Below are 21,175 nucleotides of genomic sequence, written 5' to 3' on the forward strand. Positions count from 1 at the left end.
GGCCCTCTTCCCGCCTTCCCGGCTGCGCCGCATGCGCAGCCCGCCGCCTGCCCGGAGCAATCGCCGTGACCGACAAACCCATCAAGTACCGCCGCATCCTGCTCAAGCTGTCCGGCGAGGCGCTGATGGGACGCATGGACTACGGCATCGACCCGGAGGTCATCGGCCGCCTCGCCAACGAGATCCTGGACGTGCAGAAGGCCGGCGTGCAGGTCGGCGTGGTCATCGGCGGCGGCAACATCTTCCGCGGCGCTGGCCTCGCCGAGGCCGGGATGGACCGCGTCACCGGCGACCACATGGGCATGCTGGCCACGGTCATCAACGCGCTGGCCATGCAGGACGCGCTGGAGAAGCTCGGCGCCCAGGTGCGCACCACCAGCGCCATCAAGATCAACGAGGTCTGCGAGGACTTCATCCGCCGCCGCGTCGTGCGCCACCTCGAGAAGGGCCGGGTGGTCCTGTTCGCCGCGGGCACCGGCAACCCCTTCTTCACCACCGACTCGGCCGCCGCGCTGCGCGCGGTCGAGATCGGCGCGGACCTGCTTCTGAAGGCCACCAAGGTCGACGGCGTCTACGACGCCGACCCGAAGAAGAAGAAGGACGCACGACGCTACGAGAAGCTCTCCTACGACGAGGTCATCGCGCGCAACCTGCAGGTGATGGACACCGCCGCCATCGCGCTGTGCCGCGACTACGGGATGCCGCTGCGCATCTACGACATGACCCGCCCGGGCGACCTCATGCGCATCCTCAAGGGCCAGGCCATCGGCACCCTGGTGCACGCCGCGGCCTGAGCCGTCCCCGCCCCGCCCGTCCGCCTGCGGCGGGACCGGCGGGAGCGGCCTATAATCGCCTGCTGACTTTTCCACCTTCCCGACGCGGAGTGCACGATGCTCGACGACATCAAGAAAGACGCCAGCCAGCGCATGACCAAGAGCGTCGAGGCGCTGCAGCACGAGCTGACCAAGCTGCGCACCGGTCGCGCCACCAGCGCCCTGGTCGACCACCTCAAGGTGAACTACTACGGCTCCGAGGTGCCGCTGTCCCAGGTCGCCAACGTCTCGGTGAGCGACGCCCGCTCGCTCACGATCACGCCGTGGGAGAAGCCCATGGTCGCGGCGGTCGAGAAGGCGATCCTCGCCTCCGACCTCGGCCTCACCCCGAACACGGCCGGCACCACGATCCGCATCAACATCCCGCCGCTCACCGAGGAGCGCCGCCGCGAGCTCGGCAAGCGCGTCGCCGCCGACGGCGAGGACGCCAAGGTCGCGGTGCGCAACATCCGCCGCGACGCCATCCAGCAGGGCAAGGACCTGCTGAAGGACAAGGCGATCACCGAGGACGACCAGCGCCGCTTCGAAGAAGAGGTGCAGAAGCTGACCGACCGCTACGTCAAGGAGATCGACGAAGTGGTCAAGACCAAGGAGCAGGAGCTCCTCGCGATGTGATCCGGCCGCGCCGCCCCCGGGGGCGGCGCCCGCCCCTCTCCGTCCGCCGGAACCGGTCGCCACCGGCGAGGCCCGCCGCGCTACCCGCCGCTCCGGAATGACCGCAATCCCCGACACGTCGCGCAAGCTGCCCCGCCACGTCGCCATCGTGATGGACGGCAACGGCCGCTGGGCCGAACGCCGCCGCCGGCCGCGCGCCGTCGGCCATCGCGCCGGCGCCCGCACGGTGAACCTCTGCATCGACTTCTGCCTGCGCGAGGGCATCGCCGCGCTGACGCTGTTCGCCTTCTCGAGCGAGAACTGGAACCGGCCGCCGGACGAGGTGAGCGCTCTGATGCGCCTGTTCCTCGCCGCGCTGGAGCGCGAAGTGGACGAGCTGCACCGCCGCGGCGTGCGCCTGCGCTTCATCGGCGACCGCGACGGATTCCCGCCCGCCATCCTGGTGCGGATGGACGCCGCCGAGCGGCTGACCGCGGGCAACCGCGCACTCGACCTCACCATCGCCGCCGGCTACGGCGGCCGCTGGGACATCGTGCAGGCCTGCCGCAGGCTGGCGGCGCGGGTGGCCGCGGGCGAACTCGCCCCCGAGGGCATCGACGAGGCCGCCTTCGGCGCGTGCGTCGCGCTGGCCGACCTCCCGGAACCCGACCTCTTCATCCGTACCGGCGGCGACATGCGGATCAGCAACTTCCTGCTGTGGCAGTTCGCCTATACCGAACTCTGGTTCACCGAGACGCTGTGGCCGGACCTGGGCGAGGACGAACTCCGCCGGGCGATGAACGAGTACGCTGCGCGCGAGCGCCGGTTCGGCCTCACCGGCGCGCAGGTGGCCGGGGCGGTCACGTGAGCGCCGCCGCCCGGTGCTCCGGCCGCCGATGCCCTTCCCGTTTCCCGAGGACCTCTCCCTGATGCGAACCCGCGTGATCACCGCCCTGCTGCTGGCGCCCCTGGCGATCTGCGCGGTCCTGCTGCTGCCCACCGCCTGGTTCGTCGCGCTGGTGGCCGCGGTGTTCCTGTTCGGCCTGTGGGAGTACACCCGCCTGGCGGACGTCGCGGAGCCGGTCGCGCGCGGCGTGCTGGTCCTGGCCAACGCCGCGGTGATCGCGGCCATCGCCTGGGCCTCGCGCGGCAACACCGCCCTGCTCACGATGGCGACCCTGCTCGGCGCGCTCTGGTGGGTCCTGGCCTTCGTGTGGCTGCTGCGCTTCGACTTCGCGTCCCGCGACACCACCTGGGCGCGCATGCTGAAGCTGGGCGCCGGCAGCCTGTGCGTCATCCCGGCCTGGTGCGCGCTCGCACTCCTGCACAGCGAGTCGCCGCGCTGGGCGCTGGTCGCGCTGGCCTCGATCTGGGCCGCCGACTCGGCGGCCTACTTCGCCGGCCGTTTCCTCGGCCGCCGCAAGCTCGCGCCGCGCATCAGCCCCGGCAAGACCTGGGCCGGAGTCTGGGGCGGGCTCGCCGGCTGCATCCTGATCGCGCTGGCCTTCGCGATGATCCTCGGCATCGAGACCTCCTACCTCCTCCTCGCCCTGCTCGCCGCGGTCGCCGGGGCGTTCTCGGTGGTGGGCGACCTCTTCGAGAGCCTCATCAAGCGCCACAGCGGCATCAAGGACTCCGGCTCCATCCTGCCCGGCCATGGCGGCATCCTCGACCGCATCGACGGCATCCTCGCAGCGCTGCCGGTGTTCGTCGTGCTGAAGGGACTGCTGGGCCTGTGAACGTGCAGCGCGTCGCGGTGCTGGGCGCAACCGGCTCCATCGGCACGTCCTCCCTGGACGTGATCGCGCGGCACCCGGACCGCTTCCAGGCGACCGTCCTCTCGGCGAACGCCCAGGTCGACGCCCTCGTCGCGCTGTGCGCACGCTTCCGCCCGCGGCACGCCGTCGTGGCCGATCCGGCCCGCTTCGGGGAACTCGCCGAGGGCCTGCGGGCGGCCGGCCTGGCCACCGTCCCGCATGCCGGGCCGGACGCGCTGGGCGCGCTGGCCGCCTCGGACGAGGTCGACACGGTCATCGCCGCCATCGTCGGCGCGGCCGGCGTCGCCTCGACGCTCGCCGCCGCCCGGGCCGGCAAGCGCCTGCTGCTGGCCAACAAGGAATCGGTGGTCCTCGCCGGCGCGCTCCTGATCGAGGCGGTTGCGCGCGGCAGCGGCAGCCTGATCCCGGTCGACTCCGAGCACAGCGCGATCTTCCAGTGCCTGCCGCACGCGGCCGACGACCCGCGCGGCGGCGTGCGCCGGCTGCTGCTGACCGCCTCAGGCGGCCCGTTCCGCGGCCGCAGCCGCGCCGAGCTGGCCACGGTGACCCCCGAGCAGGCCTGCGCGCATCCGAACTGGTCCATGGGTCGGAAGATCTCGGTGGACTCCGCGAGCATGATGAACAAGGGCCTCGAGGTCATCGAGGCGCACTGGCTGTTCGGCATGCCGCCGGAGCGCATCGAGGTCGTGGTGCATCCGCAGAGCGTGGTCCACTCCCTGGTGGACTACGTGGACGGCTCGGTGCTCGCCCAGCTCGGCGCGCCGGACATGCGCACCGCCATCGCCTGTGCGCTCGCCTGGCCGCAGCGGGTGGAGACCGGCGTGGCGCCGCTGGATCTCGCGGCCCTGGCGCGGCTGGACTTCGAGGCGCCGGACATGGACGCCTTCCCGTGCCTGCGGCTGGCGTTCCAGGCGCTGGGCGCCGGCGGCGCCGCGGCGGCGGTGCTCAACGCCGCCAACGAAGTGGCGGTTTCAGCCTTTCTTCAGCGCCGTTTGCGTTTCCTTGACATCCCTGACCTGATCGCGGCGGTGCTCGATGATCTCCACGACGCCCCGCACACCGATCTCGAGGCACTCCTCGATGCCGATGCCCGCGCGCGCAGCCGCGCGGCGGCCCTGATCCCCACCCTCGGTTGAGCATGGACACCTTCTTCGGCTCCATCTGGTGGCTCATCGTCAGCCTCGGCGTGCTGATCACCTTCCACGAGTTCGGCCACTACTGGGTCGCCCGCCGCTGCGGCGTCCGCGTGCTGCGCTTCTCCATCGGCTTCGGCAAGCCCCTGTGGCGCCGCGTGGGCCGGGATGGCACCGAGTACGTGATCGCGGCCCTGCCACTGGGCGGCTACGTGCGCATGCTCGACGAGCGCGAGGGCGACGTCCCGGACGCGCAGCGCGACGAGGCCTTCAACCGCAAGTCGGTCTGGCAGCGCATCGCCATCGTCGCGGCCGGGCCCGCCGCCAACCTGCTGCTGTGCCTCGCCCTGCTCTGGCTCATGTTCACCCTGGGCAAGCCGGACTACCTGCCCATCGTCGGCCACGTCGAGGGCGTCGCCGCCGAGGCCGGCTTCCAGCGCGACGACCGGCTGCTGCGCATCGACGGCAAGCCCGTGCCGACCTGGTCCGACGCCGGCCTCGCGCTGGTGACCGCGGCCATGGACCGCCGGCAGGTGGAGGTGGAGGTCGAGGACGCCGCCGGCCAGGTGCGCACCCGCCAGCTTCCCCTGGACCGCATCGGCAGCGACGTCCAGGAGCGTCACCTGCTCCGCGAGGTCGGCCTGGTCCGCAAGCAGTTCCTGCTCCCGGCCACCGCCGGCGCCATCCGCGAGGGCAGCCCTGCCGAGCGGGCGGGCCTCGTGGCGGGCGACCGCATCCTGCGCATCGGCGGGACCGCGATCGGCTCCTGGGACCAGGTCGGCACGGCGGTCCAGGCGCAGGCGACCGAGGGCCGCGCCCTCGACGTCGAGATCGAGCGCGACGGCCGGCGTCTCGCCCTCGCGCTGACGCCCGCCTGGCACGAGGGCGACGAGGGCGCCCCGCGCTGGGTCCTGGGCATCGAGCCGCCCCGCGGCGAGGCGGAATACGACACCACCCTGCGCCACGGCGTCCTCGGCGCCGTCCCCGCGGCCTTCTCGGAGTCCTGGCGCCTGACCCGCGAGACCTTCGCGATGCTGGGGCGCATGCTCGACGGGCGCGCCTCGCTGCAGAACCTGTCCGGACCGATCTCCATCGCCCAGTACGCCAACAGCTCGGCCCAGCTCGGCGTCGCCTGGTTCCTGAACTTCCTGGCCCTGCTGTCGCTCAGCCTGGCCATCATGAACCTGCTGCCGATTCCCGTCTTGGACGGTGGACACCTGCTGTATTACCTTATCGAGCTGATCAAGGGCAGTCCGCTGAGCGATCGCGCCGTCATCGCGGGCCAGTACCTGGGGCTCGCCCTGCTCGCCGGACTGATGGGATTGGCCTTCTACAACGACATCCTGCGCCTGGTGTCCTGACCGCTCGCGCAGCACGACCGCCGGATGCCATCCTCTCTCCCACCCTTGTTCCCCCCGCCACTGCATCATCGCGGGTGCGCGCCGTGCGCCACCGCCCAACCGGACGTGACATGAAGCGAACCGTCAAACGCCGCCTGCTCGCCGCCGCCCTCGCCGCCGCGGTCTGTGCCCCGGTCACCGCCCAGCAGGCGATCGCACCGTTCACGGTGTCCGACATCCGCGTCGACGGACTCCAGCGCATCTCGGCGGGTACGGTCTTCACCTACCTGCCGGTCGAGCGCGGGGACACCCTCGACTCCACCCGAGCGGCCGACGCCATCCGCGCCCTGTTCCGCACCGGTTTCTTCGAGGACGTGACCCTCGAGCGGCAGGGCGACATCCTGGTGGTCAACGTGCGCGAACGCCCGGCGATCAACCAGATCACGCTCAGCGGCAACAGGGACATCAAGACCGAGGACCTCCAGCGCGGCCTGCGCGACATCGGCCTGGCCGAGGGCGAGACCTTCAACCGGCTCGCGCTCGAGCGCGTCACCCAGGAGCTGACCCGGCAGTACAACAACCGCGGCAAGTACAGCGTCGCCATCACGCCGCAGGTGACCGAGCTCGACCGCAACCGCGTCGACATCGCCATCACCATCGCCGAAGGCAAGGCGGCGAAGATCCGGCACATCAACCTGGTCGGCAACGAGACGTTCTCCGACGAGGACATCCGCGCCAGCTGGGAGTCCAACACCAGCAACTGGCTGTCGTGGTACCGCCGCGACGACCAGTACTCGATGGAGAAACTGTCCGGCGACCTGGAGAAGCTCGACAGCTTCTACCTCGACCGCGGCTACGTCGACTTCAGCGTCGACTCCACCCAGGTCTCGATCAGCCCCGACAAGAGCGACATGTTCCTGGTCGCCAACATGACCGAGGGCGAGGTCTACACGATCTCCGACGTGCGCGTCACCGGCGACACCGTGCTGCCGCAGGAGGACATCGAGCGCCTGGTCCTGGTCGCGCCCGAACAGCGCTTCTCGCGCCGCCTGCTCGAGGTCACCTCCGACCGCATCGTCTCCGTCCTGGCCAACGTCGGCTACGCCTTCGCCGAGGTGCACCCGATCCCGGAGATCGACCGCGAGGCGCGCACCGTCGCGATCAACTTCAACGTCCAGCCGGGTCCGCGCGTGTACGTGCGCCGCATCGAGTTCAAGGGCAACGAGCGTACGTCCGACGAGGTGCTGCGCCGCGAGATGCGCCAGTTCGAGGGCGCCTGGTACTCGCAGGCGGCGATCGACCGCTCGAAGATCCGCCTGCAGCGCCTGGGCTTCTTCGAGTCCGGCAGCGTCAACATCGAGACGCCGCAGGTCGAGGGCTCGCCGGACCAGGTGGACGTGGTCGTCTCTGTCCGCGAGACCACCTCCGGCAGCTTCGTGTTCGGCCTCGGCTACTCGCAGCTGTCGGGCCTCATCACCCAGGTGCAGCTCTCGCAGAGCAACTTCCTGGGCACGGGCAACCAGTTCTCGATCGCCGCGCAGCGCAACGACTACCTGCAGCGCTACGACTTCACCTACCTCGACCCCTACTTCACCGACGACGGCGTCTCGCTCGGCTACAACGTGTTCTACCGCGAGTTCGACCAGTCGAACTTCAACGTGGCGCAGTTCTCGTCCACCGCCATGGCCGGACGCCTGCTGTTCGGCCTGCCGATCACCGAGACCGACACCGTCGCGGCGAACTTCGGCGTCGAGAGCAACGAGATCTTCGCCTGGCCGGGCCTGACGCCGCAGTCGATCGTCGACTACATCGACGCGGTCGGCAACCGCACCTTCAAGTCCTGGAACATCGAGCTGGCCTGGGCGCGCGACTCGCGCAACGACTTCTTCCAGCCCACCCGCGGCACGGTGCAGCGCATCAGCGCGCAGGTGAACCTCCCGGGCTCGACGGTCGAGTACTACAAGCTCAACTACACCTACTCGCGCTACTGGCCGCTGGCGTCGTGGCTGGTGATGCAGACCCGCGCGGACCTCGGCTACGGCGATTCCTACGGCAGCGACTTCAGCCGGACCGTCACGGGTCCGCGCCCGGACTGCCCGGAAGGCCAGGACGAGTGCACGGTGACCATCACCGCCAGCGGCCTGCCGTTCTTCGAGAACTTCTACGCCGGCGGCGTGAACTCGGTGCGCGGCTTCCGCGACAACACCCTGGGTCCGGTCGCCTATGCGTCGAACTCGCCCGGCTTCCGGCAGCCGCTCGGCGGCTCGCTGAAGACGGTGGGCTCGCTGGAGTTCTACTTCCCGCGTCTGCTCGACACCCCTGCCGCGCGCGTCTCGGCCTTCGTCGACGCGGGCAACGTGTACGCGGGCACGGACGACTTCGACGCCGGCGAGCTTCGCGCCTCGGCCGGCCTCGCGCTGCAGTGGCGCGCGCCGATCGGCCCGATCTCGATCAGCTACGCGATGCCGATCAAGAAGCAGGACGGGGACGACGTCGAGCGCCTGCAGTTCACCTTCGGGACCCAGTTCTGAGCGGGGGCGGCATGGGGACGCCGGCCCGCGGCAGCAACGACGGCCATACGCTCGGCGAACTCGCCGAGCGCTTCGGCGTGGACGTGCGTGGCGATGCGTCCACGCGCATCCACGGCGTCGCCACGCTCGCGCGCGCGGCCGCGGGACAGCTCGCCTTCCTCGCCAATCCCAGGTACCGCAGCGACCTCGAGCGCACCGGCGCGGAGGCCGTGGTGCTGCGCGAGGCCGACGCGGAGGCCTGTCCCGTGCCATGCCTGGTGGCGCGCGACCCGTACGCGACCTTCGCGCGCATCGCCGCGCTGTTCGACCCGACGCCGGCGCTGCAGCCGGGCATCCATCCTTCCAGCGTGGTCGCGGCGGACGCGACGGTGGACCCGGGCGCGGAGATCGGCCCCTTCGTCAGCATCGGCGCGCGCAGCGTCGTGCACGCGGGCGCCTACGTCGGCCCCGGCTGCGTGATCGGGGAGGACTGCGTGGTGGGGCCGGAGAGCCGCCTGGTCGCGCGCGTCACCCTGGTGACGCGGGTGCGCCTGGGCGCGCGCGTGCTCGTCCATCCGGGCGCGGTGCTCGGTGCCGATGGTTTCGGCCTGGCCATGGAGCAGGGGCGCTGGCTCAAGGTGCCGCAACTGGGTGGCGTGACGGTCGGCGACGACTGCGAGATCGGCGCCAACACCACCATCGACCGCGGCGCGATGGACGACACCGTGCTCGGCGAGGACGTCCGCCTCGACAACCAGATCCAGATCGCGCACAACGTGCGCATCGGCGCGCACACCGCCATGGCCGGTTGCTCGGCCGTCGCGGGCTCGGCCACCATCGGCCGCTACTGCCTCATCGGCGGCGGCGCCGGGGTGCTCGGCCATCTCGAGCTGGCCGACCGCGTCACCATCACCTCGATGAGCCTGGTGACGCACTCGATCCGCGAACCGGGCGAGTATTCCTCGGGCACGCCGATCCAGGACAACCGCAGCTGGCGCCGCAACGCCGCGCGTTTCAAGCAACTCGACACGCTCGCCCGCCGCGTCAAGGCAGCCAGCAAGGACACCGAATGACCACCCACGACCTGCCGCCCATCGACCTGCCGCTCGACGTGCAGCGCATCAAGCAGATGCTGCCGCACCGCTACCCGTTCCTGCTCGTGGACCGCGTCGTCGAGGTCGAGCCGGGCAAGCGCCTGCGCGCGATCAAGAACGTCACCGTCAACGAGCCCTTCTTCGAGGGCCACTTCCCGAGCAACCCCATCATGCCGGGCGTCCTGGTCATCGAGGCGCTCGCCCAGGCCGGCGGCCTCCTGACCCAGCTCTCCGAACCGCCGCGCACCGAGGACAAGGAGTACTACCTGGTCAAGGTGGACGAGGCGCGCTTCTCGCGGATGGTGGTGCCCGGCGACCAGCTCGTCCTCGAGGTCGAGCTCAAGCGGACGATCAAGCGCATGAGCTTCTACTCCTGCAGGGCGCTGGTGGACGGCGAGGTCGCCGCCTGCGCCGAGGTCGTGTGCGCCGAGCGCACGCTCTGACGCCGCGCGTCTTCCGACCCGAGGGACCGACATGATCCATCCGACCGCGCAGATCGACCCCGGCGCCGTCCTCGGCGCCGAGGTCCACGTCGGCGCCTTCAGCGTGATCGGCGAGGGCGTCGAGATCGGCGACGGCACCCGCATCGGCGCCCACTGCGTGGTGCTGGGCCCCACCCGGATCGGCCGCGACAACCGCATCCATCCGTTCGCGGCCATCGGCGGCGACCCGCAGGACAAGAAGTTCCAGGGCGAGCGTGCGGAGCTGGTCATCGGCGACCGCAACCACATCCGCGAATTCGTCACCATCAACCGCGGCACCGCGGGCGGCGGCGGCGTCACCACGATCGGCAACGACAACTGGATCCAGGCCTACGCGCACATCGCGCACGACTGCCGCCTGGGCGACCACATCATCCTGTCGAACAACGCGACCCTCGCGGGGCACGTGGAGGTCGACGACCACGCCATCCTCTCCGGCTTCGCCGGCGTCCACCAGTTCTGCCGCGTCGGCGCCCACGCGTTCATCGGCATGGGCTGCCTGGTCAACGGCGACGTGCCGCCGTTCGTGATGGTGGCCGACGAGTACGGCCGCCCGCGCGGCATCAACGCCGAGGGACTCAAGCGGCGCGGCTTCGACGCCGAGCGCATCGGCGCCATCCGCCGCGCCTACCGCACGCTCTACATGGGCGGGCTGCCGCGCAGCGAGGCCATGCAGGCGCTGGACGCGGCCGCAGCCGACAGCGAGGACGTGCGCGCCTTCGTCGAGTTCATCCGGCAGGGCACGCGCCCGCTCGCCCGCTGACCCGCGGCGCATCGCCTGCAGGCCGCACACAAGCGGCCGCCGCCCGCGTAGCATGGGCGGCCACCCGACGTCCCCCGGGCTCTCCCGGCACCATGAGCGCAGACGCCCCCCACCCCGCTCCGGCACCGCAACGCCCGCTGCGCATCGCGCTGGTCGCGGGCGAGGCCTCGGGAGACCAGCTCGGCGGCGGCCTGGTGCGCGAACTGCGCGCGCGCTTCCCCGACGCTGAGATCGCAGGCATCGGCGGCCGCCGCATGCGCGAGCACGGGTTCGACGCCTGGCACGACTACAGCGTGCTGGCGGTGATGGGCCTGACCGAGGTGCTCCGCCACCTGCCCCGCCTGCTCGCCCTGCGACGCAGCCTGACGCGGCGCCTGCTGGACTGGCGGCCGGACGTGTTCGTGGGCATCGACGCGCCCGACTTCTGCCTCGGGCTGGAGAAGCGCCTCAAGCGCGCGGGCATCCGCACGGTGCACTACGTCAGCCCCTCGGTCTGGGCGTGGCGCGAGCAGCGCGCCCGGAAGATCGGCGCCAGCGCGGACCGCGTGCTGTGCCTGTTCCCGATGGAGCCCGCCATCTACGCCCGCTACGGAGTGGACGCGCGCTTCGTCGGGCATCCGCTGGCCGAGGCGTTCCCGCTCGACCCCGACCGCGCCGCCGCGCGCAGGGCGCTGGACCTGCCGGCCGGGGCACCGCTGCTGGCCCTGCTGCCGGGCAGCCGCGACGGCGAGATCCGCCGCCTCGCGCCGGACTTCCTCGACGCGCTCGGCCTCCTCGCGGAGCGCATCCCCGGCCTGCGTGCGGTGGCGCCCATGGCGGGCCCCGGGGCGCGGGCGAGTTTCGAACGCGCGCTCGCCGCGCACCCGCAGCAGGCGCGCCTGGCGCCGCTGCTGCACGTGGTCGAGGGCCGCGCGCACGACGCCATGGTCGCCGCCGACGTGGTGCTGCTCGCCTCCGGCACCGCCGCGCTGGAAGCCATGCTCGCCAAGCGGCCGATGGTGGTCGGCTACCGCATCGCCGCCTCGACCCACTTCATCGTCAAGCGCCTGGGGATGCTGCGCATCGCGCACTACAGCCTGCCGAACGTCCTCGCCGGCGAGCCGGTGGTGCCCGAACTGATGCAGGAGCGCTGCACCGGGCCCAACCTCGCCGAGGCGGTCGCGCGCTGGTTCGAGCGGCCGGACGAGGTCGCCGCGCTCGTGCCGCGCTTCCGCACGCTGCACGAGGCCCTGCGCCGCGACGCCGACGTGCTGGCCGCGGACGCCGTCGCCGGACTCGCGCTGGAGGCGGGCCGGTGAGCGCCGCCCTGCCCGCGCGCGTCGCCGGCGTGGACGAGGCCGGGCGCGGCCCGCTGGCCGGGCCGGTGGTCGTGGCGGCGGTGGTGCTGGACCCGCGCCGCCGCCTGCGCGGACTCGACGATTCCAAGGCGCTGAGCGCCGCGGCGCGCGAGGCCCTGTTCCCCCGGATCCAGGCGCGCGCGCTGGCATGGCGGATCGAGGTGGTCGACGTGGGCGAGATCGACCGCATCAACATCCTGCAGGCAACGCTCGCCGGCATGTGCCGGGCCGTGGCGGGACTGGTGCCCGCCGCCGACCGCGCCCGCATCGACGGCAACATCGTGCCGAAGGCGCTGTGCTGCCCCGGCGAGGCCGTGGTAGGTGGCGACGCGCGGGTACCGGCCATCATGGCCGCCTCCATCCTCGCCAAGGTCGCCCGCGACCGGCTGATGCAGGACCTCGACCTGATCCACCCGGGCTACGGCTTCGCCCGCCACAAGGGCTACTCCACGCCCGAGCACCTCGAGGCGCTGGAGCGCCTCGGCCCCTGCGCGATCCATCGGCGCAGCTTCGCGCCCGTGCGCATCCGCGCCGAGCGCGAGGCGCCCGCGCTGCCCTGCACCCGGCCGTTGTTCCGGGAAACGCCGGAAGCCACGCCCTCCTGAGCCCGGCGACGCCGCCGCCCCGGCGGATGCTGTCAAGCCTTGCCGCCCCCCCTGCCCGCCCCTACCCTTCCCGGGCGTCGCCGCGAGTCGCCATGTCCCCTGGGTTCGTCCATCTCCGCGTCCACAGCGAGTACTCGCTGCGGGACTCCATCATTCGTCTGCCGGAAAAGTCCGACTACGTCGATCCGGCCAAGGCGCCGCACCCGAACCTGCTGAGCCGGGCGGTCGAGCTGCGCCAGCCCGCGCTGGCGCTGACCGACGACAGCAACCTGTTCGGCCTGGTCAAGTTCTACGGCGCAGCGGAAAGTGCCGGCATCAAGCCGATCGCCGGCGCCGACGTCTGGTTCGCCGAAGGCGACGGGCCGCCGTCGCGCTTCACCCTGCTGTGCGGCAACCGCGACGGCTACCTCGCGCTGTCGCGCCTGCTCTCGCGGGCCTACCTCGACGGCCATCGCGGCGACTGCGTGGTCGCCCAGCCGCAGTGGCTGTTCGAGGACAACACCGGCCTGTTCGTGCTCGCCGGACGCGAGAGCCTGATCGGCGCCGATGCCGTCGCCGGGCGCATCGAGCAGGCCGAGCGCACGCTGGGCCCCTGGCAGCGCCACTTCGACGACCGCCTGTACCTGGCGCTGACCCGCACCGAGCGCGACGGCGAGGCGGCCTTCAACGCGGCGGCGCTGGAGCTGGCCGCACGGCGCGACCTGCCCCTGGTCGCCACCAACGACGTGCGCTTCATCGCCCGCGAGGACTTCGAGGCGCACGAGGCGCGCGTGTGCATCGCGACCGGGCGCGTGCTCGACGACCCGCGCCGCCCGCGCGACTACAGCCCCGAGCAGTACATGAAGTCGGCCGAGGAGATGGCCGCGCTGTTCGCCGACATCCCGGAGGCCCTGGAGAACACCGTCGAGCTGGCCAAGCGCTGCAACATCGCGCTGTCGTTCGGCACCTACTACCTGCCGCAGTTCCCGGTCCCCGACGACGAGACGCTGGAGACCTGGATCCGCAAGCAGGCGCACGAGGGACTCGACGCGCGGCTGGCCAAGCATCCGATGGCCCCGGGCCACGACCGCGCCAGCTACGAGGCGCGGCTCGACATCGAGCTCGACGTCATCATCAAGATGGGGTTCCCGGGCTACTTCCTGATCGTTGCGGACTTCATCAACTGGGGCAAGGCCAACGGCATCCCCGTGGGTCCGGGACGCGGCTCGGGCGCGGGTTCGCTGGTCGCCTGGGCGCTGGGCATCACCGACCTCGATCCCCTGCCCTACGACCTGCTGTTCGAGCGCTTCCTCAACCCCGAACGCGTGTCGATGCCGGACTTCGACATCGACTTCTGCATGGACCGGCGCGACGAGGTCATCGACTACGTCGCGCGGAAGTACGGGCGCGACCGGGTCAGCCAGATCATCACCTACGGCACCATGGCCGCGAAGGCCGTGGTGCGCGACTGCGGCCGCGTGCTCGGGCACCCCTACGGCTTCGTCGACGGCATCGCCAAGCTGATCCCGAACACGCTCGGCATCACGCTCTCCGACGCACTGGGACGCTCGAAGAAGGCCAGGGAGAACGCCGAGCTCAGCTCGCCCGAGCTGATCCAGCGCTACGAGCTCGAGGAGGACGTGCGCGACCTCATCGACCTCGCGCTGAAGCTCGAGGACCTCACCCGCAACGCCGGCAAGCACGCCGGCGGCGTGGTGATCGCGCCGTCGCCGCTGACCGACTTCGCGCCGCTGTTCGCCGAGCCGCCCGCGAAGGACGGCGGTGCGCGCAGCATCGTCACCCAGTACGACAAGGACGACGTCGAGGCGGTCGGCCTGGTCAAGTTCGACTTCCTCGGCCTGCGCACGCTGACCATCATCGACTGGGCGGTGAAGGCCATCAACGCGCGTCGCGCACGCGAGGGCGCCGAGCCGCTCGACATCACCGCGCTGCCGCTGGACGACCGCGAGGCCTACCGCATCTTCGCGCGCGGCGACACGGTCGCGGTGTTCCAGTTCGAATCGCGCGGCATGCGCGAGCTGCTCAAGCGCGCCAAGCCGGACGTGTTCGAGGACATCATCGCGCTCGCGGCGCTGTTCCGTCCCGGCCCGCTGGGCTCGGGAATGGACCGCGACTGGGTCGACCGCAAGCACGGCAACGCCGAGGTGACCTACCCGCATCCCTCGCTGGAGCCGGTGCTCAAGCCGACCTACGGCGTCATCGTCTACCAGGAACAGGTGATGCAGATCGCCCAGGTCCTGGCGGGCTACTCGCTGGGCGGTGCCGACCTGCTGCGCCGCGCGATGGGCAAGAAGAAGCCCGAGGAGATGGCCAAGCAGCGCCAGATGTTCGAGGCGGGCGCGGCCGAGCGCGGCGTCGACCCGCAGACGGCGACGGCCATCTTCGACCTGATGGAGAAGTTCGCCGAGTACGGCTTCAACAAGTCGCATTCGGCCGCCTACGCGCTGGTCGCCTACCAGACCGCGTGGCTCAAGGCGCACTACCCGGCCGAGTTCATGGCGGCGGTGATGTCCTCGGACATGGACAACACCGACAAGGTCACGGGCTTCCTGGAGGAAGCGCGGGTGATGGGCCTCACCGTGCTTCCGCCCGAGGTCAACGCCTCCACCTGGATGTTCGAGGCGACGGACGCGCGGACCATCCGCTACGGCCTCGGCGCGATCAAGGGCGTCGGCCGCGGCGCGATCGAGGCCATCGTCGAGGCGCGCGACGCGGGCGGCGCCTTCACCGACCTGCTCGACTTCTGTCGCCGCGTGGACGCAGGGCGCCTCAACCGGCGCGTGCTCGAGGCCATGGTGCTTTCCGGTGCGCTCGACGCGCTGGGCGAGAACCGGGCCAGCCTCATGCTGCAGCTCCCGGAGGTCATGCGCGCGACCGAGCAGATGGCCCGCGAGCGCGAGGCCGGGCAGGTCTCGCTGTTCGGCGGCCCGTCCGCGGACGCGGCGCCGGCCCTGCACCTCGAACTGCCGCGTGCCGACGAGTGGCCGCTCAAGCAGCGCCTCGACGGCGAACGCGACACCCTCGGTCACTACCTCAGCGGCCACCCGCTCGACCCGATCCGCGCGGAGCTGCAGTCCCTCACCGGCTCCCACCTGGGCGACCTGCCCAAGCTGCTCGGCGACACGCGCGGCCGGCGCGAGACCCAGGTCGTGGTGGCGGGCCTGGTCGTCGCGGTCCGCCGCAAGGGCGAGACGCAGGCCTTCGTGCAGATCGAGGACGGCCACGGCAAGCTCGAGTGCGCCTTCTTCGGCGAGGCCTTCGCGCAGTTCTCGACCCTGCTCGGGCGCGACCGCGTGCTGCTGATCGAGGGCGGTCTGCGCGAGGATGAATTCTCCGGCGGCTACGCCCTGCGCGTGCGCAACTGCTGGGAGTTCGACCAGGTCGCGGCCAGCGGCGGCCGGCGCCTGAGCCTGACGCTCGATGCGCGCATGCCGGACGCGCTGTCGCGCTTCGAGGCCGTGCTCGCTCCGCACCGGCCCGGCAAGGTGCCGCTGCGCCTGGAGCTCATCACCCCCAGCGCGCGGGGCAGCCTGCAGCTCAACGGCAGCCACGCCATCCGCGCCAGCTCCGAGCTCCTCGGCCAGCTCCGCGCCCTGCCATGCATCAGCGGCGTCGCCCTGGCAATGCAGCGACCGTGGGCGAGGAGCGACTAGCGCGCGACCGGGCGCCGCCCGGCCCGCGCGGCAGCTACATCCTGAACCAGGTGTTGAACGCGACGGTGATGCGCTCGCCGCTGCCGTAGTAGGGCAGCACCTCGTGGGGGATCCACGAGGGGAACAGCACCAGCTGCCCGGCACGGAAGCGGATGTTCCAGGTGCCGTGGTGGTAGGGCATCGCCGGGCGCAGGTTGCCGGCGTCCCGGAACAGGTCGCTGTAGCCGTGCGGATTGTGAAAACGCAGCACGCCGGACTCCGGACGGTCCGCCGGCGTGTCCCCGGGATCGACGCAGTACACGCCCGACCACGACGCCATCGGGTGGGTATGGGTGACGGTGAAGCCGCCGTGGCGGGTCACGTGGTACCAGGTGTGGGAGAAGATCTGCAGACGGCGCATCTCCTCCTCGCCGTACCCGTTGAGCTCCTGGATGGTCAGGCCCAGCATCCGCCAGCAGAAGTCGCGCAGGCGCAGGATGCAGGGCTCCGGCCAGGAGAACAGGGTGAAGTCGCTCTCGAAGACGCCCGGGTGCAGGGTGAGCGAGGGATTGGGATTGGCGTACGTCCCCTCGCGCTCGCGTTCCAGCAGCAGGGCCCGAAGCTCGGCGTTGAGCGCCTCGGCCTCCGGCATGTCCGCGTCGGAAAAGGGAACGGCGAACGCCGGGTAGATGCTGGGTCTGGCCAATGCTGTACGACTCCGTCGGAAGCTGCCGGCCGCTGCGCCCCGGGAACACGGCCCCGCGCGGGGCCGTGTCCGGAGCCGCCGGCGGCGGATCAGAAGCGCTGCGAGTAGCGCATGTACACGAAGCGGCCCGGGATGTCGTACATCGCCGGGAAGCTGTTCGTCGCATTCACAGAGCGCGGCGGTTCCTTGTTGAGCACGTTGTTCGCACCCAGGGTCACTCGTCCCTCCCACGGCGCTTCCCAGAAGGCGCTGACGTCGTGGAAGGTCGAGCCGCCGAGGCGGTTGCGTGCCGCCAGGGTCGGATTGCCGGCGGCGTTGTCGACGATCCGCCCCACGCCTTCGGAGCACAGTTCCGGGAAGCCCGCGTTCGCGATGGACTGGCAGGCCTCCACCACGCCCGAGTAGTAGCGGGCGTTCCAGGTCGCACCGAAGTCGCCGTAGCGCCAGCGCGCGCCGAGATTGGAGCGGAGGCGCCAGTAGGGATTGCCGTAGGTGCCGATCAGGTTGTCGCCATCGGCGCGGGTCCCGCGCACGCCGTCGCCGTCGCGGTCCTCCTTGTAGAAGCCGATGTAGGTCGTGTCGAGCGTGAAGCTGAAATCGCCGACGCGGGTGTCCCGCAGGCTGTAGTTGAGGGTGACGTCGAAGCCCTCGATCTCGCTGCTGCCGATGTTGGTCTGCACCGAGAGCAGGTCCTCCAGCGGGCCCTCGGGCGTGCGCGAGTAAAGGTCGCAGAAGCTCTGGATGCCCTGCACGATGCACTGCGTCAGGATGTTGTTGGCGCTGAAGGTGGTGATCGTGTCGCGGATCTCGATGTTCCACCAGTCGACCGAGACGTCGAGCCCCGGTGCGAAGCTGGGGCTGTAGACGAAGCCCAGCGTCTTGCTGGTCGAGGTCTCGGGCTGCACGTCCGGGTTGCCGCCGACGGTGATGCGCTGCTGGCTGTTGGCCTGCGCATAGCCGCCCGCCGGCACGCCCTGGGCGAGGCAGCGTCCCTGCGCGTCGGGGCTGAGCAGAGCGAACTGGCCGATGGAGCAGGGGTCGGTGACCGAGGGATAGGAATCGGAGCGTCCCTGGAACAGTTCGGAGATCGCCGGCGCGCGGAAGCCCTGGGTGTAGTTGCCGCGGACCATCAGGTCGTCGATGGGCTTCCAGCGGAAGCCGGCCTTGCTGTTGGTGGTGTCGCCGAAGGAGCTGTAGTCCGAATAGCGGCTGGCCACGTTGAGGTCGAGCAGGCGCGCCCCCGGCACGTTCGCCAGGATCGGGATGTTGAGCTCCAGGTAGGCTTCGTCCACGTCGTAGGAGCCGATCGTCGCGGTACGCGCGTTGCCGGTCGTGTCGCCGGCGTTGATCAGGGCGTCGGGCTGGTCGTAGCCCTTCTCGGTGCGGCTCTCGGCACCGAAGGAGAACTGCAGCGGCCCGGCAGGCAGGGCGACGATGTCGCCGGAGATCGTCGCGTACCAGTAGCTGTTCTGGTAGCGGCGGTTGTCGTGCGCGGTGAAGCTCAGGTAGTCGAGCATCTCGGGGGTGATGGAGCCCGCGCCGTAGATGTCCAGCGGCACGCAGCCTGCGATGGGGGCGCCCGGGGTACCGCAGGTCGGCACCCCGGTCGCGTCGATGAAGGACGGCCCCAGGGCGTTCGCCAGCGCGGTGTAGGTGAAGAGGCCCTCGGTGGTCTGGCTGTTCTTGTTCCTGCCATGGAAGTAGCCCACGTCCCAGGCGTAGTAGCGGCTGCCGACGTCGAAGTCGCCCTCCAGGCCGACGGAGGCCGCGGTGGTATCGACGGTCTGGCGGAAGGAACGGCCGCCGGATTCGTTGACGCGCCGCGCGACGGAGGTGACGTCCTGACCGAAGGGGTTGTAGATGCTGTCCGCGGACCAGACGATGTCGGCGCCGCGGGTGCCGGGCCCGGCGGCGCCGAGGCTGACCGGCATCGCCGCCAGGAGCTGCTCGGACTCGCGCTCGTTGTAGGTCGCCGTCGCCAGGAAGCGGACGCGGTCGGTGAGGTCGTAGGTGGCGTTGCCGAAGAGCGAGATCCGCTCCTGCGGCGTCACCAGGTAGTTGTCCGGCGCGAAGTTGTAGGCGTCGCCGGTCGCGCCGCCCACGTAGGGCCGGGTCGGGGTCCCGGGCCCGTCGTTGGTGACCGACCCCGTGCTGCCGTCCGGCCGCAGGTTGCCGCGCGGGCCGAAGCCGAAGCGCCCGTTCGGCGTGTTGGAGCTTCCGTAGTAGTTGCCGGTGCCGAAGGTCGGAACGGCGGAGAGCGTGCGGTCGCCCGCCATCACGGGCTCTTCCTTGACGTAACCCACGCCGAAGGTCGTGGACCAGCGGTCGCCCGTCCCGCCCACGGTCACGTCGTAGGCCTCGCGCGCGCCGTCGCCCTGCCCGTACTGGCCGTAGTAGGCGTTCGCCTCGAAGCCGTCGAAGTTCGACCGCAGGATGATGTTCACCACGCCGGCGATGGCGTCGGCGCCGTAGATGACCGAGGCGCCGTCCTTCAGCACCTCGATGCGCTCGACCGCGGCGGTCGGGATGGTGTTGATGTCGACCGGCCCGCCGAGGCCCGTGCCGCCGACCCATCGGCGGCCGTTGACCAGCACCAGCGTCCGGCTCGCACCGAGGTTGCGCAGGCTGATCCGGGTCTCGCCGTTGCCGCCGTTGTTGACGTTGGTGTTCAGGCCGTAGCCCGCGATGCTGAGGTTCTGGAGCACGTCGCCGACGGAGGTGAGGCCCTCGGCGAGGATGTCGTCGCGTCCCAGCGAGAACACCGGCTGGGAGGATTCCATGTCCACCCGCGGGATGCGCGAGCCGGTGACCTGGACGCGGTCGAGGGTGGTCGGAGCGGAGCTTTCCTGCGCGACGGCAGGTGCGACGAAGACGATGGTCGCGCCGGCGCAGGCCATTGCGATCGCTTTGCTGAGCGGCTGCAGCGTGAAGGTCATCCTGGATCTCCCCTTGAGAGTGACCCTCCCCTTCTCGAGCCGGTCCACGGCCATGCACGAAAGCGCTACATCTGCATGAACGAACGCCGACTTTCTTGTTAATGCAGGATGAATATATCGTTTATCTCGCGCAGGTCAGCTCTATTTTTGTGATGGACATCACGGATCATGACCTGTAATCGACGCTGCCCCCGCAGAACGCGGAGCGCGAATCGACCATCGGACCGCCGCCGCAGCCCACGCCAGGGCCCTCGCGGCACCGCGCCCGGTGCCCTGCATGCGCCGCGATCCTCGGGCGCATCCATACCGGGCCGAACTGAGCCGTACGGCGCCCATCGGCTATCCTTCCGCACCGTTTCCGCTGGTCCGCGCCCGTCCGCATGAACCCGAACTTCCTCGACTTCGAACAGCCCATCGCCGACCTGGAGGGCAAGATCCAGGAACTGCGCCACGCCGGTACCGGCTCGGAAGTGGACGTCGAGGCCGAGATCCGCACCCTGCAGGGCAAGCTGCGCCAGCGCAGCGCCGAGATCTTCCGGGACCTCACGCCCTGGCAGATCTCGCAGGTGGCACGGCACCCCGCGCGCCCCTACACGCTGGACTACGTCAAGCTGATCTGCGACGAGTTCCACGAGCTCGCGGGCGACCGCGCCTTCGCGGACGACCCGGCGATCGTCGGCGGCCTGGCGCGCATCGGCGGCCGCGGCGCCGTGCTGATCGGCCACCAGAAGGGGCGCGACACCAAGAGCAAGATCAAGCGCAACTTCGGCATGCCGCGCCCGGAGGGCTACCGCAAGGCGCTGCGCCTGATGAAGCTGGCCGAGCGCTTCCGCCTGCCGGTGCTGACCTTCATCGACACGCCCGGCGCCTACCCGGGCGTCGGCGCCGAGGAGCGTGGGCAGTCCGAGGCCATCGCCCGCAACCTGCTGGAGATGAGCGAACTGCGCGTGCCCATCGTCTGCACCGTGATCGGCGAAGGCGGTTCCGGCGGCGCGCTGGCCATCGGCGTCGGCGACCGCACGCTCATGCTCGAATACAGCACCTACTCGGTGATCTCCCCCGAGGGCTGCGCCTCGATCCTGTGGAAGTCCGCCGACCGCGCCAAGGACGCCGCCGAGGCGCTCGGGCTCACCGCCCGACGCCTGCACGGCCTCGGCCTCGTCGACAAGGTGGTGCGCGAACCGCTCGGCGGCGCGCACCGCAACCCGCGTTCCATGGCGACCCGGCTCAAGGCGATCCTCCTGAACGAGATCGCCGCCCTCGAAGGCCAGGACGTCGACACCCTGCTGCAGCGACGCTACGAACGGCTGCGGGCGTATGGGGCGTACGAGGTGGGGTGATGCGGGAAGGATGAGGCGGGAATCGGGAAGAGGGACCTGAAGGCTGCGTAGGCGGCGAGCCCTGCATTCGCCAGGGCGGCGAAGACGCCCCG

General features: G+C 70.9%; 16 protein-coding genes. 14 read left to right on the forward strand and 2 right to left on the reverse strand.

Going from position 1 to position 21,175, the window contains the following annotated elements; all coding sequences use genetic code 11:
* Positions 1-65 precede the first annotated feature (65 nt).
* The 13 genes from pyrH (at position 66) to dnaE (ending at position 16,122) form a co-directional block, all read left to right on the forward strand.
* Positions 66-794 (forward strand): UMP kinase, encoded by a 729-nt coding sequence (pyrH, locus tag ACFO3Q_RS10010; RefSeq protein ID WP_377004532.1) that lies wholly within the window; start codon positions 66-68, stop codon positions 792-794.
* 96 nt (positions 795-890) lie between these two features.
* Positions 891-1,448 (forward strand): ribosome recycling factor, encoded by a 558-nt coding sequence (frr, locus tag ACFO3Q_RS10015; RefSeq protein WP_377004533.1) that lies wholly within the window; start codon positions 891-893, stop codon positions 1,446-1,448.
* Between the two features lie 97 nt (positions 1,449-1,545).
* Positions 1,546-2,295: a polyprenyl diphosphate synthase gene (uppS, locus tag ACFO3Q_RS10020; protein WP_377004534.1), complete on the forward strand. Its 750-nt coding sequence runs from the start codon at positions 1,546-1,548 to the stop codon at positions 2,293-2,295.
* 58 nt (positions 2,296-2,353) lie between these two features.
* The gene (locus ACFO3Q_RS10025; protein ID WP_377004661.1) at positions 2,354-3,166 is read left to right on the forward strand and encodes a phosphatidate cytidylyltransferase; all 813 of its coding nucleotides are present in this window, start codon (positions 2,354-2,356) and stop codon (positions 3,164-3,166) included.
* On the forward strand, positions 3,163-4,341 hold the full coding sequence (locus ACFO3Q_RS10030) for a 1-deoxy-D-xylulose-5-phosphate reductoisomerase (protein WP_377004535.1): 1,179 nt from the start codon (positions 3,163-3,165) through the stop codon (positions 4,339-4,341). The genes ACFO3Q_RS10025 and ACFO3Q_RS10030 overlap by 4 nt, the downstream gene beginning before the upstream one ends.
* 2 nt (positions 4,342-4,343) lie before the next feature.
* On the forward strand, positions 4,344-5,699 hold the full coding sequence (rseP, locus tag ACFO3Q_RS10035) for an RIP metalloprotease RseP (protein WP_377004536.1): 1,356 nt from the start codon (positions 4,344-4,346) through the stop codon (positions 5,697-5,699).
* 110 nt (positions 5,700-5,809) lie between these two features.
* Positions 5,810-8,209 (forward strand): outer membrane protein assembly factor BamA, encoded by a 2,400-nt coding sequence (gene bamA, locus ACFO3Q_RS10040; protein ID WP_377004537.1) that lies wholly within the window; start codon positions 5,810-5,812, stop codon positions 8,207-8,209.
* Between the two features lie 11 nt (positions 8,210-8,220).
* Entirely contained in the window at positions 8,221-9,261 is a 1,041-nt protein-coding gene (lpxD, locus tag ACFO3Q_RS10045) for a UDP-3-O-(3-hydroxymyristoyl)glucosamine N-acyltransferase (protein WP_377004538.1), read from the forward strand.
* Positions 9,258-9,725: a 3-hydroxyacyl-ACP dehydratase FabZ gene (fabZ, locus tag ACFO3Q_RS10050; RefSeq protein ID WP_377004539.1), complete on the forward strand. Its 468-nt coding sequence runs from the start codon at positions 9,258-9,260 to the stop codon at positions 9,723-9,725. The genes lpxD and fabZ overlap by 4 nt, the downstream gene beginning before the upstream one ends.
* 31 nt (positions 9,726-9,756) lie before the next feature.
* Positions 9,757-10,527 (forward strand): acyl-ACP--UDP-N-acetylglucosamine O-acyltransferase, encoded by a 771-nt coding sequence (gene lpxA / locus ACFO3Q_RS10055; RefSeq protein ID WP_377004540.1) that lies wholly within the window; start codon positions 9,757-9,759, stop codon positions 10,525-10,527.
* A 92-nt stretch (positions 10,528-10,619) separates the two neighbouring features.
* Positions 10,620-11,825 (forward strand): lipid-A-disaccharide synthase, encoded by a 1,206-nt coding sequence (gene lpxB / locus ACFO3Q_RS10060; protein WP_377004541.1) that lies wholly within the window; start codon positions 10,620-10,622, stop codon positions 11,823-11,825.
* A complete protein-coding gene (locus tag ACFO3Q_RS10065; RefSeq protein ID WP_377004542.1) occupies positions 11,822-12,469 on the forward strand; it encodes a ribonuclease HII in 648 nt (215 codons plus the stop codon). Before lpxB ends, ACFO3Q_RS10065 begins: the two co-directional genes overlap by 4 nt.
* Before the next feature lie 92 nt (positions 12,470-12,561).
* The gene (gene dnaE, locus ACFO3Q_RS10070; RefSeq protein ID WP_377004543.1) at positions 12,562-16,122 is read left to right on the forward strand and encodes a DNA polymerase III subunit alpha; all 3,561 of its coding nucleotides are present in this window, start codon (positions 12,562-12,564) and stop codon (positions 16,120-16,122) included.
* 34 nt (positions 16,123-16,156) lie between these two features.
* On the opposite strand, the gene ACFO3Q_RS10075 is transcribed toward dnaE, so the two are convergent.
* Together ACFO3Q_RS10075 and ACFO3Q_RS10080 are read right to left on the reverse strand one after the other, a co-directional pair.
* The gene (locus ACFO3Q_RS10075) at positions 16,157-16,807 is read right to left on the reverse strand and encodes a putative 2OG-Fe(II) oxygenase (RefSeq protein ID WP_377004544.1); all 651 of its coding nucleotides are present in this window, start codon (positions 16,805-16,807) and stop codon (positions 16,157-16,159) included.
* 89 nt (positions 16,808-16,896) lie between these two features.
* Positions 16,897-19,743, reverse strand: a complete 2,847-nt coding sequence (locus tag ACFO3Q_RS10080; protein ID WP_377004545.1) for a TonB-dependent receptor plug domain-containing protein — start codon at positions 19,741-19,743, stop codon at positions 16,897-16,899.
* A gap of 380 nt (positions 19,744-20,123) precedes the next feature.
* Between ACFO3Q_RS10080 and ACFO3Q_RS10085 the strand changes: the two genes are divergently transcribed.
* Positions 20,124-21,083, forward strand: a complete 960-nt coding sequence (locus tag ACFO3Q_RS10085; RefSeq protein WP_377004546.1) for an acetyl-CoA carboxylase carboxyltransferase subunit alpha — start codon at positions 20,124-20,126, stop codon at positions 21,081-21,083.
* Positions 21,084-21,175 lie beyond the last annotated feature (92 nt).

Origin of the sequence: Coralloluteibacterium thermophilum (assembly GCF_042654365.1) — a bacterium.
GTDB lineage: Bacteria > Pseudomonadota > Gammaproteobacteria > Xanthomonadales > Xanthomonadaceae > Coralloluteibacterium > Coralloluteibacterium thermophilum.

Coding starts and splice junctions, on each gene's coding strand:
- frr (WP_377004533.1), top strand. CDS start 891: ATGCTCGACGACATCAAGAAAGACGCCAGCCAGCGCATGACCAAGAGC.
- lpxB (WP_377004541.1), top strand. CDS start 10,620: ATGAGCGCAGACGCCCCCCACCCCGCTCCGGCACCGCAACGCCCGCTG.
- fabZ (WP_377004539.1), top strand. CDS start 9,258: ATGACCACCCACGACCTGCCGCCCATCGACCTGCCGCTCGACGTGCAG.
- rseP (WP_377004536.1), top strand. CDS start 4,344: ATGGACACCTTCTTCGGCTCCATCTGGTGGCTCATCGTCAGCCTCGGC.
- lpxA (WP_377004540.1), top strand. CDS start 9,757: ATGATCCATCCGACCGCGCAGATCGACCCCGGCGCCGTCCTCGGCGCC.
- lpxD (WP_377004538.1), top strand. CDS start 8,221: ATGGGGACGCCGGCCCGCGGCAGCAACGACGGCCATACGCTCGGCGAA.
- uppS (WP_377004534.1), top strand. CDS start 1,546: ATGACCGCAATCCCCGACACGTCGCGCAAGCTGCCCCGCCACGTCGCC.
- bamA (WP_377004537.1), top strand. CDS start 5,810: ATGAAGCGAACCGTCAAACGCCGCCTGCTCGCCGCCGCCCTCGCCGCC.
- ACFO3Q_RS10085 (WP_377004546.1), top strand. CDS start 20,124: ATGAACCCGAACTTCCTCGACTTCGAACAGCCCATCGCCGACCTGGAG.
- ACFO3Q_RS10080 (WP_377004545.1), bottom strand. CDS start 19,743: ATGACCTTCACGCTGCAGCCGCTCAGCAAAGCGATCGCAATGGCCTGC.
- dnaE (WP_377004543.1), top strand. CDS start 12,562: ATGTCCCCTGGGTTCGTCCATCTCCGCGTCCACAGCGAGTACTCGCTG.